This is a genomic window from Eubacterium limosum (assembly GCF_000807675.2).
In the GTDB taxonomy this organism is placed as follows: Bacteria; Bacillota; Clostridia; order Eubacteriales; family Eubacteriaceae; genus Eubacterium; species Eubacterium limosum.
Genome location: NZ_CP019962.1, coordinates 2690012 through 2704304, shown reverse-complemented (window position 1 = coordinate 2704304; position 14293 = coordinate 2690012). Strand labels below are relative to the sequence as shown.

General features: G+C 46.9%; 13 protein-coding genes. 5 read left to right on the top strand and 8 right to left on the bottom strand.

The genetic code is table 11. The annotated features are described in order from the left end of the window. Positions 1–64: 64 nt before the first annotated feature. The 3 genes from B2M23_RS12720 to proC form a co-directional block, all read right to left on the bottom strand. The gene (locus B2M23_RS12720; RefSeq protein WP_038354056.1) at positions 65–451 is read right to left on the bottom strand and encodes a MerR family transcriptional regulator; all 387 of its coding nucleotides are present in this window, start codon (positions 449–451) and stop codon (positions 65–67) included. 83 nt (positions 452–534) lie between these two features. Further along, positions 535–3156: a glycoside hydrolase family 3 C-terminal domain-containing protein gene (locus tag B2M23_RS12715; RefSeq protein WP_052237480.1), complete on the bottom strand. Its 2622-nt coding sequence runs from the start codon at positions 3154–3156 to the stop codon at positions 535–537. 19 nt (positions 3157–3175) lie between these two features. After that, the gene (gene proC, locus B2M23_RS12710; RefSeq protein WP_038354057.1) at positions 3176–3985 is read right to left on the bottom strand and encodes a pyrroline-5-carboxylate reductase; all 810 of its coding nucleotides are present in this window, start codon (positions 3983–3985) and stop codon (positions 3176–3178) included. A gap of 179 nt (positions 3986–4164) precedes the next feature. On the opposite strand from proC, the gene B2M23_RS12705 reads away from it, so the two are divergent. The 4 genes from B2M23_RS12705 to B2M23_RS12690 are packed head-to-tail and all read left to right on the top strand — an operon-like array spanning position 4165 to position 9072. Then, positions 4165–4908, top strand: coding sequence for an ABC transporter ATP-binding protein (locus tag B2M23_RS12705; protein WP_038354058.1), 744 nt, complete (start codon positions 4165–4167; stop codon positions 4906–4908). Between the two features lie 9 nt (positions 4909–4917). Then, positions 4918–6879 carry an FtsX-like permease family protein gene (locus tag B2M23_RS12700; RefSeq protein WP_038354059.1) on the top strand — a complete coding sequence of 654 codons (1962 nt, stop codon included), beginning with the start codon at positions 4918–4920 and terminating at the stop codon, positions 6877–6879. Positions 6880–6917: 38 nt separating this feature from the next. Further along, entirely contained in the window at positions 6918–8480 is a 1563-nt protein-coding gene (locus tag B2M23_RS12695) for an ATP-binding protein (protein ID WP_038354060.1), read from the top strand. Then, positions 8458–9072, top strand: coding sequence for a response regulator transcription factor (locus tag B2M23_RS12690; RefSeq protein WP_038354061.1), 615 nt, complete (start codon positions 8458–8460; stop codon positions 9070–9072). Before B2M23_RS12695 ends, B2M23_RS12690 begins: the two co-directional genes overlap by 23 nt. Positions 9073–9370: 298 nt before the next feature. Here the strand turns inward: B2M23_RS12690 and B2M23_RS21250 are convergent, their stop codons facing one another. Genes B2M23_RS21250 through B2M23_RS12675 form a run of 5 tightly spaced genes read right to left on the bottom strand, consistent with a single transcriptional unit; the run spans position 9371 to position 13432 of the window. Next, complete coding sequence (locus tag B2M23_RS21250; RefSeq protein WP_167617902.1) at positions 9371–9517, bottom strand: hypothetical protein; 147 nt, start codon at positions 9515–9517, stop codon at positions 9371–9373. Between the two features lie 9 nt (positions 9518–9526). Further along, positions 9527–10684, bottom strand: coding sequence for a uroporphyrinogen decarboxylase family protein (locus B2M23_RS12685; protein WP_038354062.1), 1158 nt, complete (start codon positions 10682–10684; stop codon positions 9527–9529). A 25-nt stretch (positions 10685–10709) separates the two neighbouring features. Next, positions 10710–12086: an MFS transporter gene (locus B2M23_RS12680; RefSeq protein ID WP_038354063.1), complete on the bottom strand. Its 1377-nt coding sequence runs from the start codon at positions 12084–12086 to the stop codon at positions 10710–10712. A 31-nt stretch (positions 12087–12117) separates the two neighbouring features. Then, positions 12118–12264: a hypothetical protein gene (locus B2M23_RS21245; RefSeq protein ID WP_167617900.1), complete on the bottom strand. Its 147-nt coding sequence runs from the start codon at positions 12262–12264 to the stop codon at positions 12118–12120. Positions 12265–12274: 10 nt separating this feature from the next. Further along, positions 12275–13432, bottom strand: a complete 1158-nt coding sequence (locus B2M23_RS12675) for a uroporphyrinogen decarboxylase family protein (RefSeq protein ID WP_038354064.1) — start codon at positions 13430–13432, stop codon at positions 12275–12277. Positions 13433–13629: 197 nt separating this feature from the next. Here B2M23_RS12675 and B2M23_RS12670 point away from each other — a divergent pair, with 197 nt between their 5' ends. Next, positions 13630–14292 (top strand): TetR/AcrR family transcriptional regulator, encoded by a 663-nt coding sequence (locus tag B2M23_RS12670; protein ID WP_052237481.1) that lies wholly within the window; start codon positions 13630–13632, stop codon positions 14290–14292. Position 14293 lies beyond the last annotated feature (1 nt).

Below are 14293 nucleotides of genomic sequence, written 5' to 3'. Positions count from 1 at the left end.
ACTGCAAAAACAGGCGCATGCCGCTTTGGCACGCGCCTGTCTTAGCTTACTTTACTTTTAAATTTTAGGCCTCTCTTTTTTGAAGGCGCTTTTCAGCGGCATGGATTCCTTCCTCATAATGCTCGATCTTCTGGTTCAGACGCTCCAGCGTACTCTGCATTTCTTTCATGCGCTCAACCAGCACATCACGCTGCTCAACCAGAATGGTCTTGCGGGCTTCGACAGTTATGTCCCCCTGCTGAAAAAGAGCAACATAGTCGATCAAGGCCTCAATGGGCAGCCCTGCCCCACGCATGCATTTGATAAACTCGACCCAGCCGCAGTCATTTTCTGTAAAATCACGAATCCCGCTGGCGTTTCGGTTTACTCTGGGTATCAGCCCGATCCGTTCATAATAACGGATCGTATCCGCGGAAAGATTATATTTTTTTGCCACTTCCGAAATGGTCATGCTTTTCTACCTCCAAATTAAAATTCGTTTTGTCTCTTTCTATACAGCATAACACCTGGAGTCCACTTCAAGTCAAGCAAAATTTACATTTCTTCTTTGTTATCTTTTGAAATCAGCCTCAGCTCTTCGTCAATGGTTCTAAGCAGACTGTAGGGGTAGTACTCATCAGGGATCAGCTTCTGCACCTTACGCATGGTGACCCCCATACTGATGATCATATCCATGATTTCGCCATTCAGGTACTCATCCGGACAGTATTTCTCCAGCACAGCCCTTGTTTCAGGATTCGCCATCAGGTCACGAACCGAGCAGTCTACTGTGTAAAAAGCATTGTCCTCTTTTTTACCAAAAATGCCCTCCAGCATGGATTGGAACCAGTTCTTTTTTTCCTCCTTACCCTCAAAAAGGCAGCGGATGTCAAAGGTCTCGCTGTCGTCCTCACCGTTGACAAATTCCAGAATCCGATCCACACTTTTATCACTCAACAGCCCATTGGTAAAGGTCACAATTTTGGAAACCGGCGTACCGTGCAGCATCGTCATGAAAAAAGCGTCCCCTGTATCAATGGTTTTCCCTGTCACACTCTGAAACTGCGACATGATCACCTCGATCACCTGCCATCCCCTCGGATTTGCCATGAAGTCATCCATATAGGAATAACGTGTGAGCTTTGGAAGGGGAGGCGCCGGCAGCGCAACCTCTGCTTCAAGACGAATGTCCCGGCTCGATGCGCCAATGGAGATCAAGTATAGTCCTTCCTCCTGAATCCAGGCGTTTCTGGTCGGATTAAAATAAGTGAAATCATCTTTGGAGAGCTCAAAGACAACCACCTTTTCCTCTCCGGGCTTCAGATCAATTTTAGTAAAACCCTTCAGCTCCCGAACCGGACGCTGGACCTTTCCGTCCAGCTTTCCAGTATACAGCTGAACTACTTCTTTTCCCGCGCGCTCTCCGGTGTTTTTAACACGGCAGCTGGCGATCACTGTGCCGTCATCCGCCGCTGAGGCCTTCATATCACTGTACTCAAAGGTGGTATAGCTGAGTCCAAAGCCAAAAGGATAGCGCACAGACCGGTTCACATAGTCATAATAGCGGTATCCTACAAAAATACTTTCACCATAATTGACACTGTCCTCTGTTCCTGGAAAGTTGATGTAGGCGGGCGTATCCTCCAGACGCATGGGAATAGTCTCTGCCAGCCGCCCTGATGGATTGACACAGCCAAAAAGGATATCCGAAACTGCAGCGCCTACGGCCTGGCCGCCCAGCCAGGCTTCCAGAACGGCCTTTGGCTGATCTTCAAATTCCAGGTCTACCACGCCGCCGTTGAATAATACAACGATGGTGTTGGGCTGTTCCTCACAGACACGCTGGATCATTTCCAGCTGGTTTTCGGGCAACTTAAGGGAGGTGCGGTCATATCCCTCGGATTCCAGCTTATCTGGCAAACCGGCACACACCACTGCCACATCGGCCTTTCCGGCCGTTTCCGCTGCTTCTTTTACGATTCTCCTGTGCTTTTCATCAGAGCTGTCTGAATAGCCCTGGGCCGTCAGCAGCTTCACCCTGTCCGCCATCTCAGCCGCAATGGCGTCATAGGGCGCCTCAATCCGGTAAGGATTGATCTTCGAGCTTCCTGAGCCTTGATACCTGGGGTCAAAGGCCATTTTTCCGATAACGGCAATGGTTTTTAACTTTTCCTTATCCAGGGGCAGCAGACTATCTTCATTTTTGAGCAGAACCATGCTCTCAGCCGCAATACGGCGCGCCAGCAGGTGCTGCTCATTAATATCCACAGGCTCCGGTGTGCCGGCTGCCTGTCGGTTTTTCTCTGCCTCAAGGGCAAAGGCAATGAGCCGCTCTGCCATTTCATTCAGCCTTGTCTTTTTAAGTTTTCCTTCCTTGATGGCGTCAAATATTTTTTTATCATTGACGCCGCCGCTTCCTGGCATTTCAAGGTCAAGTCCTGCCTTCACACCCTTTACTCGGTCATAAACAGCCCCCCAGTCGGTCATTACAATCCCCTGGAAGCCCCACTCATTTCTCAAAATTTCTGTCAGAAAATGCTTGTTTTGGGATAAAAATTCACCGTTTATACTGTTGTAGGAGCACATAACCGCCATTGGCCCCGCTTCCTTAACCGCAATCTCAAAGCCCTTTAGATAGATTTCGCGCAAGGCCCGTTCATCAATAAGTGCATTGACGGTCATCCGGTGTGTTTCCTGGTTATTCCCCAGAAAATGCTTTAAGGTCGCGCCGGTGTGCTCTCTCCTGGCGCCCTCAACAAAAGCCTTGGCCAGATGGCCGGACAGGTACGGGTCCTCTGAATAATATTCAAAATTCCGGCCGCACAGGGGCGAACGTTTAATGTTCAGCCCAGGACCCAAAATCAGGTCAACGCCTGCCGCGTGGGCTTCCCTGGCAATAGCAGAGGCCATCTCCCGGATCAGCGATTCGTCAAAACTGCAGGCCGCAAGGGTAGCCGGAGGAAAGCAGGTTGCAGGCAGACTGTCACCCACACCAATTTTTCCCTCTTCCTTTTCAGCCTCAACCCGCAGGCCGTGAGGGCCGTCTGACATCACCACTTTCGGAATTCCAAGCTCCTCATAGGACTTGGTCTCCCAGTTATTTTCACCAGAACAGAGTGATGTCATCTGCTCCAGATTCAGTTTTCTTCTCAATTTGGTAATTAAAGAAGAATCCATGCTCAAAACCTCTTTTCGTTTATTTCTTCAATAAGCTGATGGACTTAAGCGCGCACGCGTCAACCGCTGAGATTACCGCGTCTCGGAATCCCGAAGCCTCCAATGCCCGCACTGCCTCGATGGTGGTACCGCCGGGGGTGCATATCTGGTCTTTTAGAACGGCTGGATGCTCACCTGTTTCCAGCACCAGTTTCGCCGCACCGTATACAGACTGGGCGGCCAGACGATAAGCCTGATCTCTGGGGAAACCGTGCAGTACACCGCCGTCAGCCATGGCTTCGATAAGAAGCATGGTGTAGGCTGGTGCCGAGCTCGCGATGGAAGGCACAACATTCATCAGCTTTTCGTTTATGATCTCAACCCTGCCAAAGCTTTTGAATATGGTCATAACCTCTTCAATATCCTGCTCTGTCATTAGCTCATCCGGACAGACTGTCGAGTCCGATTCACCGACAAAAGCAGGTGTGCTTGGCTGAGTCCGGATCACCTTAGTATCCTTACCCAAAATATCTTTAACATCACTAAATTCCACACCCACTGCAATGACAATCACAATCGCATCTTTTTTGGTATGGCCGGCAATCTCACGCAGAACATCGGCATAGACAAAAGGCTTAACCGCCAGCACCAGGTAATCCGCTTCGCCTGCAACAGCGATATTTGATTCGGCCGTCCGAATGCCAAATTTTTCAGCCACCTTCTGGCGCTGTGACTCCGATGGGTCGTAAGCGATGATGTGCTCCCCTGTAAAGAGACCGCTGCTCACCACGCCGCCGATCATGGCCTGAGCCATATTACCGCATCCAATAAAACCAATTGTATCTTTCATTCTAATCCTCCGTCCGTTCAATTATTTTTAAATTGTAAACCTCAAAACTCAATTACACCTTTATTTTAAACCTCTTTAACCCTTTATACAAACAAAATTATGCGCTTTTTACTCACTCATTATTTTTCTGCCTTCCGTATACTAAAGGCAAGCTTAATAAAAACAAGGAGAACAAAATCATGTCCGTTTTACTGAATGCACAAAATCTGACCAAATATTATGACAAAAACCAATGTCCGGCTCTGGATCGTGTTTCGTTCAAAGTAGCCTCCGGTGAATTTGTAGGGATTATGGGCGCCTCCGGCTCCGGGAAAACCACCCTGCTCAATGTCCTGTCCACCATTGATTCACCCACAGAAGGGAGCATCACCCTCGGCGGGATGAATATACAAGGGCTCAACGACAATGCCGCAGCAGATTTCCGGCGTGACCACCTTGGGTTTATCTTTCAGGAATATTTTCTGCTCGACAGTCTGACAGTACAGGAAAACATCGCCGTACCGCTTACGCTGATCGGCGCTCCGGCCCACAAAATTGACACAACGGTTCAAAAGCTGGCAGAGCGTTTTGGCATCGCTTCCCTTTTGGGCAAATACCCCGCCCAGCTCTCCGGTGGACAGCGCCAGAGGACCGCTGCAGCAAGAGCCTTGGTGAAAAACCCCGACGTCCTCTTCGCCGACGAGCCCACCGGAGCACTGGATTCCGCCTCAGCGGCTGCCCTCCTGAAAAAGCTCAGCGCGGTAAATGCCGAGCTGAAGACCACCATCCTCATGGTAACCCATGACGCCTATGCCGCAAGCTTTGCAAGCCGCATCCTCATTTTTAAGGATGGACGCATCACTAAAGCGCTGCACCGAAAAGAAGAGACATCTTCCCGTTTCTATACGCAGATTCTAAACGCTGTTTCAAGTTTAGACCAGTAGGAGGCTTTTATGAAACTTTTTGACCTTGCCTATAAAAACCTTAAAAAAAATTATCGCTTCTACCTGCTGTATTTTCTTTCTGTCACCCTTGTTCTCGCAGTTTACAGCTGCTTTAAGGCTTTTTCCATGAATACCTTAGTCATGGAAAAAATATCTGAGGACGGACGGGTTGAGACAATGACGAGTGTGGTCTCTGTGATCCTCATGGCTTTTGTCCTGTTCTATATGGCCTATTCCAACAGCTTCTTCACAAAACGGCGAATGGGAGAGCTGGGTATTTACGCCCTGCTTGGCTTTCGAAAAACAAAAATAATGGTGCTTCTTTTTTTTGAAAATCTTCTGATCATTTCTGTTGCCCTGCTTTCAGGCTTGATCATCGGCAGTTTTTTACATAGAGGCGTGATTCTTCTGTTGACAGTTCTCCTGAAATTAAAAATTAATCTGTCCGAAATTCCACTTTTTAATCCAGCTGCATTATCTCAAACGATCCTGTTTGTCTCTGCCGCTCTGATTTTTCTTCTCCTGTCCAATGGCTTTTTTTTAAAAAAGGTCAGCGTCTTGTCCATAGTAAAACTTGAGAAGAAAAGTGAAAAGCCCTTAAAGCTTCATCCTGCTTCGGCTGTTCTTGGGCTGGCATTTCTGGTTTCAGGCTACTGCCTGGCTTTTAACATTACCGCAGGTATCCGATCCCTCTGGGTCACCGTTGGATTTCTGCCCATGGCTGGGCTGACCTTTCTTCTGGTAACCACTGGAACAATATTCTTTATTCACTCCTTTCTGCCCTTTGGCATCCAAAGCATCCGCAGACATAAAAAAATGTTTTATAGGCCGGATACCATCATAGTTTTACCAAAGTTTGTCCACCGCATCCGCAGCAACGCGCGGATACTTATCCTGCTCACCCTCCTCTCTGCCGCAACCCTTGGTATCCTCGGCTCCACGCTCTGTACCTATTCCTTTTCGGAGCAGGGCCTTTCCAGAATCACCCCCGCCGCCCTTGAATTTCCTGGCGATAATCCAGAAAAAATGCAGGAGGCCCTCAGCCTTATCCAGCGCCATCACCCCGTGGAGGATTATCAGGTCATTGAAACGAACCTGCTGATCGCTGCTTCCAACTCATCTGAACTTCCAGATTTTGAGTACACCAGAAAAAACAATGGCCCGCATTTCGCCATTATGAGCGAGACCGACTACAATCAGAGAATGTCCGCCATGAAAAAAGCTGCCGCACCGTCTCTCACACAAAATGAAGCGATCCTCGTGCGCTATCTGAGTGACAGCAGCCTGTCTGCTGGAGCCACCTATGACCTCGCATTGCCAGACGGAACATCGCAGCGTGTTTATATCGTAGAGACCACTCTGAACAACGCTACCGGCTTTGCCAACGAAGGCGTTGGAACACTGGTTATTTCAGACACCCTCTATGCCGCGTTAGTGCAATCGAACCTTGAAGCGACCTCAGTGGTCAGTATTTTTGGGAGCAGCCTGTCAGAGGACTCCGCCACAGCCGAAGCCCTCTCACCGCTTTTCGAGGATGACTACCGTTTCGCAAGCGCCTGCCTTAAGAGGGATGAATTTCTGATTGCCAGCAGTCCAAACCTGCTCTTAACCGCCTTTGGCGCGTTCATATTTTTTATTGCCATGGGCTGTATCCTCTATTTCAAAAGCGTCTCGGATACCAGCTATGACATAAAGGATTTTGAGATCTTAAAAAAGCTGGGCTGCCAAAATAAAGCCCTGCACCGCATCATTGCAAAACAGAACCTGATTCTTTTCAGCATTCCCTGTATTCTCGGCGGCTTACACAGCTTCTTTGCCCTGCAGTGCTACAATGCCCTCATGCCGCAAATCATCAGCAGCGCTGCTCTGCTGCCGCCTTTTATGCTGTCCTACGTTTTGTACCTGCTCGTTTTTGCGCTGTACTATATCATCACACAATATGCCTGCTGCAGAATCGCCGACAAGGCCTGATTATGCTATAATAAAACTATCACAAAAAGGAGAACGCCATGAAAAGCCAATATCTTCACTCTCTGCTGCTGATTATCCTCCATCAATTGCTCCTGACTGTCTTTTTGTGCTGCGAATTTTGGCTTCATCTGGATTTTGGAGTGGAAGCGGTGATGCCTCTGACGGTCATTTTGCTGACAGACTTTGGCGCAGCTTTTATCCAGCTTCAAAACTACCGCTCCAATTCCTTTTTAAAACATTACACCCTGGTGCTGGTCTTTGTATCCTGGTGCATGCTCTTCCTGCGGCTGGAGCTCCCAGTTTTTTCGGGACTTGGCCTTCTGCTCTACGCAACCCTGCCTCTGGTACTCTCCCGCTTTTTCCTGAGCTTTATTTTTCAGGCGTCTCTCTACTCAGGCAGGAAACTTGCTTTGTACCTTCAACTGATACTCACACTGATGACACTGGTGAGCTTTCCCAGTCCTTACCTGTTTAATCTGCTTCTGGGTGTTCAGTGTCTGGTAAACATTGCCTCCTTTGGCGTAATCCTTCTGGCCAATAAAAAAAGAAGCCTGTACTTTTTCAGACAGGAAGGGCGCAGTCTGCTGATTTCCCTGCTGCTGATTCTCCTTCCCGCTGTTCTGTACAGCCTCGTCTTCCGGTACAGCCCTGTCTTTCTGTCCAACACCGGCCTTTACGTTCTCATCGGCCTGCCGTTTATCAGCGTTCACAGAATTTTAAAAACCAGCCGGCAGAACACCTCTGCTAGCGGCCATCCCGCAGTCTCTTTCCTTTTATCGCCCATTACTCTTTGCGGTGCGGCTGTCTTATCCGCGCTTGGCTGGTTCCTCGCCCTTCCTGTTATTGCGGTTTTTATTTTGCTGCACACAGCCCTTTGGTTTATTCTGCTTTACTATTTTGGCGCTGCGTATCAAACTTTTAAGATTTCAGCCAATAAGGGTGGTGCTCTCTACAGTGATCCCCTCACCTGGCTTAACCGTGAGGAAGCTCTGAAAAAAGAGTTTTCAGACTATCTGCACGATGCGGTTCTGCAGGATCTTCTATCTGTGAAAAACCTGGCTGCAAAGGCAGACTGCCCAGAGATCAGAGTCCTAATCATCCGCACCTTAAATCAGCTGAACACCTCTATCCGTGATGAAATGCAGGCTTACTCACCAACGCTTCTAAGCTCAATGACTCTGAGAGAAAATTTTGAAAAGCTGCTGGAAGGCGTTGCGGAAACTTATTCCTTAAAAAAGGTGCAGGTCCGTCTGGACTGCCCCGATGATCTCTTTCTCATCGAGCCTTATAACCGCATCGTTTTCCGTTTAATAAAAGAGCTGGCGAATAACGCCTTTAAGCATTCCGACGCGTCAGAAATCAAGGTCTGCCTGTCTGTGAAGGACTGTTGTATCCACCTGTCTGTCCTCGACAATGGAACTGGCTTCACCTCCTTACCTTCCGACCTTTTCAGGCATAAGGGCCTTGTATCTGTTTCGGAAACCCTCACAGCAGCCGGAGGCGATCTGAATATTGCGCCCAATGAACCTTCCGGGCTCTGTGCTTCTGTGACCCTCCCCATGAAAGGAGATACTTCTTATGAACATTTTATTGATCGATGACCACGCTCTTTTTGCCAAAAGTCTTGAAATTGTTTTGGCGGATGCGCCTGAAATCGAGAGGTTCACGACACTCCTGAACCCATCAGAGGCTGCCGCGCATATTCGCTGGCTTCATCCGGATATCCTTCTCCTCGATATCAATCTCGACACAGTCAGTGATGAAGACGGTATTGCGCTTGCTTCCGGGCTTAAAAAGGAATTTCCCGGCCTAAAGCTTGTCTTCCTGACCGGCTACGACCTCCCGGTTTACCGCCATGCCGCCGAAAAGCTGGGAGCCTGTGGTTTTTTAAACAAAAATCTTGAGCCTGACAGGCTGCTTGAAAGCCTGATTCAGATTAACAAAGGCGTTCTTGTCTTTCCCAGGGCAAATGAATATATCGAAGAACTGACCGCAACAGAAACGAAAATTTTACAGCTTTTATCGGAAGGGTATAAGCGCAAGGCCATCGCCGAGATGCTTTTTTCAAGTGAACGCACAATTTCAAACCATATTCAGCATATTTTTGACAAGCTCGATGTCTCCTCCTCGCTTGAGGCGGTGACAAAGGGCATAAAATTAGGCTATATCCGTCCTTCCTACCATAAAAAATAAGCCTGCCCCACAATGGGAGCAGGCTTAGAATATCAAAAAAATTGAGAGACGAAGCTTTTTACCTAAGGAAGAAAAAATCATCCTGCGGACACTACGCCCGCGCCTATATCTTCTTCACTAAAGTTGTTGCTTTACGACGCCAGTGTCCGGACATTCCTGTAAAGCGGCACGATTCCTGGCTGTTTACCACAGCGCCTGGATCTTTTTTCTTATCTGGATAAAAGGCGCAGTCTCGGGCTTCTCCACTTCTTTGACAGTCTACAAACCCAATCTTCAATGGGATAGGCTTATTTTCATTTTACATCAGCATAAACATTGCAAAGCTGAACATCTGCTCCTCCAGCCCCTGGAAGGTATCCTCCGCCATGGGAATATCTTCTTCCGCAATACCATACTTTTCCATGTTTTCGTCTAAATTATTGTAATACTCTGATTTAATCTCCATTCCTGCCTCCTAATAAACCGCGTATTCTTTCACAAAACGCAGCAGTGCCTGATATTTATCAATTTCCACATCGCTGACTCTGAGAATGGATTTATCCAGGCTGAAGATATAACGCCCTCCGGGTGCCAAAATGTCAATGATTTCCTTTGCCTTGTCCTGAATTTCATCCAGTGTTCCTGTCTTCAGCATTGCCAGCGGATAGAAACCAGTCAGTATGAACTTGTCTCCCAATTTTTCCTTAAAGGCCTTCGGATCTCCAAACTCAGCCATCAGCTGGCAGCCTGCGGGCAGCTCACGAATATAATCAAGGAAGCGTGTGAAGTCATGCTCGAGGAAAATCGAGACATTCGTATTTGTTTTTACCAGCTCTTCCACAAGCTTTTTAAAGGTCGGCCAATAAAAGCGTTCAAAATCCTTTTCCTTCATATAAGGTGCCATGTGCAGCGGAATCATACAGCCCCCTGCCTTTTCCGGCGTTCCCTTGGCGCCAGCCTTGATCATCAACGGCAGAATCGCTTCACAGGCAGCTTCCACCTTGTCCGGCACACGCCGGATATCCATCATCATGCCCGTGAAAGATCTCAACAGGTCAGCGATAAAATCAAAGGGAGCGTCAGTCTGGGCAAAGGCTCCTCCCAGATTTGACTTCCCATATTTCAGGCACAACTCATTTTTCGCTGCCCCAACCTGCCCCATAGTGCTGTAAAAGGTATGGAAGCCCTTTGCCAGCGCTGCCGAGGACAAAGGCCAGGGCTTATCCAGCTCGGTATAAAGTCTGGGAATAACGCTGTCCCATAAAAATTTATAGGGTTCCGCGGTCAGGGCATCGTATTCTTTGGGTTCCATGGCTGCAATCTCAGGGTGCTGTAAAAAACCATCTGTCCCCATCACAAAATGTTTTGCCCCTAAAATTTTATAAAAATGGGCAAAACGGACTGCTGTTACGCCGAGATTATCACTCTCAAAATCCTGCGCTGCTTTTTCCATGGCGTCGATCAGATATTTTATATCATACTGTTGTGTCTTAAGATCATAACCGGCGTATTCCAGGGCCGCCGCGCCATCCATGTTCAGGTTGATGGGTACGCGCTTTGGTATTTTACCTGCGCGCACATCCATATAAAGCTGATTTCGTTCCTCTATCATTTTCTGTAAATTATTCTCCATTTGTCTCCCTCTGTTCCACCCGAACTTAATTTTTCCGGTTCATAATCTCTTCACGCATTTCTGGCAGTTCCTTTTCATTGATATTGTAGAAAAACAAAAATACAACACCAACAAGGAGTAATCCTGCCGGCAGCAGCATAGAGATCATGTTAATGCCGCTCACCACCTGGGCTGTTGGTTCAACCCCGGCCTGAAAACCGGTTGATGCCAGCCCGAAGGCAGCGATGCTGGTTGAAAAGACAGCTGCAACCTTAATGGACAGCTGGAATACGCTAAAGATTGCCGCTCTGGCGTTCTTACCGGTTCTATACTCACCAAAGTCAACAATGTCTGCGTACATGGCTGTATTCACAACATTCCCAAGGGAATAACCCAAGTACCCAATGGATGCCAAAATCGTAATCAGTGTCGGGTTTCCGCTGTTTAGAAACATTAACACAAAACATACCGCCATCACAATGTTGCCGCACATATAGGTCGTTCTCTTGCTGAGCTTTTTGGTGATAAATGGAACCAGCGTCGCCCCGATGAACAAAAGAATATTAACAGAACCAAAGAATACAGCAACCTTGGCCGGATCGTTGACCACATATTTAAAGAAGTATGGGAACATCGAAAATACCAAAAGGCTTGCCAGAATCCGGGTAACGTCGGTCAGGAACAGCAACAGCAGCGGCCGTGTTGTCACAATCTGCTTAAGCATATCCTTTACGGAAGGCCCATTATTTTTAGCGTCTTTGATTTCTTCCTTGCTGCTCATTACTTTACGGTCTTTGGTTGCAAAGAAAAGGGTCAGATAGGTAAAGACGATCATCAGGCCCACTAAAATAGCAGTCAGCAGGAATCCCTGCTCGGTATAAGCGTCCGCGCCGCCGAAGAAATAAATCATCGGAATCAGCGTCCAGCCGGCAATAATTTTACCAATGGCAGCTCCCTGGCCGCGGAAGGTGGAAAGCTGCACCTTTTCCTTGGGATCATCGGTTAAGGATGAGTTCATGGAGGTATAGCCAATGTAGGCCACATTCGTTGAAATACAGAAGACCGCGTATACAATGGCTCCTACTGCAATCAATGCCGCCTGCGGCAAAAAGCTCAGATTAACAAATAAAATTGCGTTGGTGATAAATATACATATCGCACCGATAAACAGCCACGACCGGTACTTGCCCCAGGGCAAATGGCTTTTTTCAATAAACGGTCCCAAAATAGGAACACTGATGGTGTCTATAATCCGCCCTACGGTCATTATAATCCCTGCCGTTACCGCCGAAATACCAGCTACGTCGGTAAAAAAGATCAGCAGATAGGAATTTGACAGGGTTACCATCATCTGGAATCCAACATCTGCAAAGCCATAGGAAAATTTCACAAAATTTCCTAGTTTTCCTCTTGTATCATTCATTATTTTTTCGCTCCCTCTCTCCCATATCTTTTCATATCAAAAGCTTGATGATAAATCCGAACAGTTTTTCCTGCGTCGCCTGCCAGTATGGCTCCAGATAAGCGTTTTCCTCATAATGCAGACCATTGGCCTCACAGTATTCTTCCCAGCTCGCCAGATAGTTTACTTCCTGATTCATGATTGACCTCCTAATATTTTCCGTATTCTTCCACAAATTCGTACAATGCCTTAACATTTTCAGGTGTTCCGTCATTGGGATAGGTAATGCCCTTGGAAACCGTGAAAATATAGCCTCCGCCGGGTGCCAGGATATCCATTTGCTTTTTGGCCGCATCGATAACCGCCTGCTTTGTTCCGTACTGCAGGAGTGATACATCGTAACCACCGGTAATGCACATCACCTTTCCAAGCTTGTCCTTGGCCAGCTGATGATCCATGTATTCAAAAACACCAAGGATACGGCCCTTCGGTAAATCCTGCAGATAGTCGTAGTAACGCGTCCAATCCCCCTCAAAATAAATGCGCATATACTGTCCTCTTGCCGCCATCCGCTCCACCAACGCTTTAAAGCTTGGCCACCATAGCTTCGCAAAGTCCTTTTCCCTCATAAATACAGGCATATGGAGCGGCATACTCACCAGCTTGCCCGGGACTGCCGGGAGCTGTGCTGCCAGCCGGTCCATCAAAGGCATAACCGCTTCTGCAGCTGCTGCCACCTTCTCAGGCTGTCTCCGGATATCCATGGTCATAGCAGAAAATCCGCGGATCATATCAGCAATATAATCCATCGGTGCCTCGACAAGTCCTCCGCCTGTCAAAGGCAGTCCATATTTTTGGCTCACCCGGGCTGCTTCCATCAAAATCGGCGTATTCATATCATTCTGAATATTCATGGCCCGTACCAGCGAAACGCTGCTGCTTCCATTGGCCGGATCTAAAGCTTCGTAAACTCTTGGCAGTATCCTATTGACAATACATTTAAAAGGATCTGCAATCAATTCGTCGTATTCCTCTGTTTTCATACAGCATACCTCAGGGTGCTGCATAATGCCTGTTTTCCCCTCATTAAAGCTCTGTGATTGTAATGATTTGTAAAACAAAGGATTTCTCGAAAACAAAAATGGCGCTGTATCTGTGGCAAAATCCTGGGCCAGTTTTTCCATGGCCTCACCCATGATTTTAGGATTGACAGTCGAACCCTTAATCGGATACCCAGCGTAATCAATGGCCCAGTATTCGCCAAATCTTGTCTCATGGGGTACCCTGTCTGGCTGCTCAAGACTGACCGCCTGAATGTAGCGCTTTTCTCTTTCTTCATACAACTTCATAACGTTCGCATCACTCATAATTTCCCCTCCATATTTTTGAATATAAAATAATATATTCAATTTTATATTCAATATGATATACCTCAACCATTTTTTTGTCAAGCCTTTTATCTTAAATTTATTTTTTTTACAAAATAGCATTTTCATCCTTTAAATCGTGCGGTTTGTAAACAATTATGTTATAATAATTAAAATAGTTTAAAATCGAGGATACTATGGCACAATATAAAAATGGCATTGAAACAAAGAAGAAAATTTTACAGACCGCAAAGGAGCTTTTTTATAGACACGGCTACCGCCAGACGACCATTGCGATGATCGCTGAAAAGGCCGAAATTCCAGTTGGACTGGTTAATTACTATTATAAAAAAGAGGCTCTGGTTGGCAGTATTTACCACGAATTTATACTCGCGATCAACGAAATGGTTGAGGAGCAGCTTGCAGCGCAGCTGGAAAACCATCTTCAAAAGCATATTTTGTTCAATCATATTTTTTATATCAAAATTTTTGAAGATCCAGCCAATAAAATCCTCTATGAACTCCTTCTCACGAAGGATCTGGTTTTAAAGGAAACACACCAGTTTGTGCGTGAATCCATGATGGCTGTTATTTCGGAGTTTGACCTGCACATCCAGAAAGAAGTGTTTCAAAAGCTGATGATCGCTGAATATGGCGCGAGGAAATATCTTTTGAAAGACTGTTTTGAAACGCTGGACCCTTTAAAATCAAAGGACTTTATCAACTTCCTGGCAACCATAACCGTACGTCTTGCAGGTGTTGACACAAATATTATTGAAAAGAATTTAAAAAAAGCAGACAGACTTCTAAACCTTCTCGATACCTCTGATATCTGCTTTTTAATTAAAAAAGACTGCTAAT

Coding starts and splice junctions, on each gene's coding strand:
- B2M23_RS12700 (WP_038354059.1), top strand. CDS start 4,918: ATGAAACTTTTTGACCTTGCCTATAAAAACCTTAAAAAAAATTATCGC.
- proC (WP_038354057.1), bottom strand. CDS start 3,985: ATGAAAGATACAATTGGTTTTATTGGATGCGGTAATATGGCTCAGGCC.
- B2M23_RS12680 (WP_038354063.1), bottom strand. CDS start 12,086: ATGAATGATACAAGAGGAAAACTAGGAAATTTTGTGAAATTTTCCTAT.
- B2M23_RS12675 (WP_038354064.1), bottom strand. CDS start 13,432: ATGAGTGATGCGAACGTTATGAAGTTGTATGAAGAAAGAGAAAAGCGC.
- B2M23_RS12670 (WP_052237481.1), top strand. CDS start 13,630: ATGGCACAATATAAAAATGGCATTGAAACAAAGAAGAAAATTTTACAG.
- B2M23_RS21245 (WP_167617900.1), bottom strand. CDS start 12,264: ATGAATCAGGAAGTAAACTATCTGGCGAGCTGGGAAGAATACTGTGAG.
- B2M23_RS12690 (WP_038354061.1), top strand. CDS start 8,458: ATGAACATTTTATTGATCGATGACCACGCTCTTTTTGCCAAAAGTCTT.
- B2M23_RS21250 (WP_167617902.1), bottom strand. CDS start 9,517: ATGGAGATTAAATCAGAGTATTACAATAATTTAGACGAAAACATGGAA.
- B2M23_RS12705 (WP_038354058.1), top strand. CDS start 4,165: ATGTCCGTTTTACTGAATGCACAAAATCTGACCAAATATTATGACAAA.
- B2M23_RS12695 (WP_038354060.1), top strand. CDS start 6,918: ATGAAAAGCCAATATCTTCACTCTCTGCTGCTGATTATCCTCCATCAA.
- B2M23_RS12685 (WP_038354062.1), bottom strand. CDS start 10,684: ATGGAGAATAATTTACAGAAAATGATAGAGGAACGAAATCAGCTTTAT.
- B2M23_RS12715 (WP_052237480.1), bottom strand. CDS start 3,156: ATGGATTCTTCTTTAATTACCAAATTGAGAAGAAAACTGAATCTGGAG.
- B2M23_RS12720 (WP_038354056.1), bottom strand. CDS start 451: ATGACCATTTCGGAAGTGGCAAAAAAATATAATCTTTCCGCGGATACG.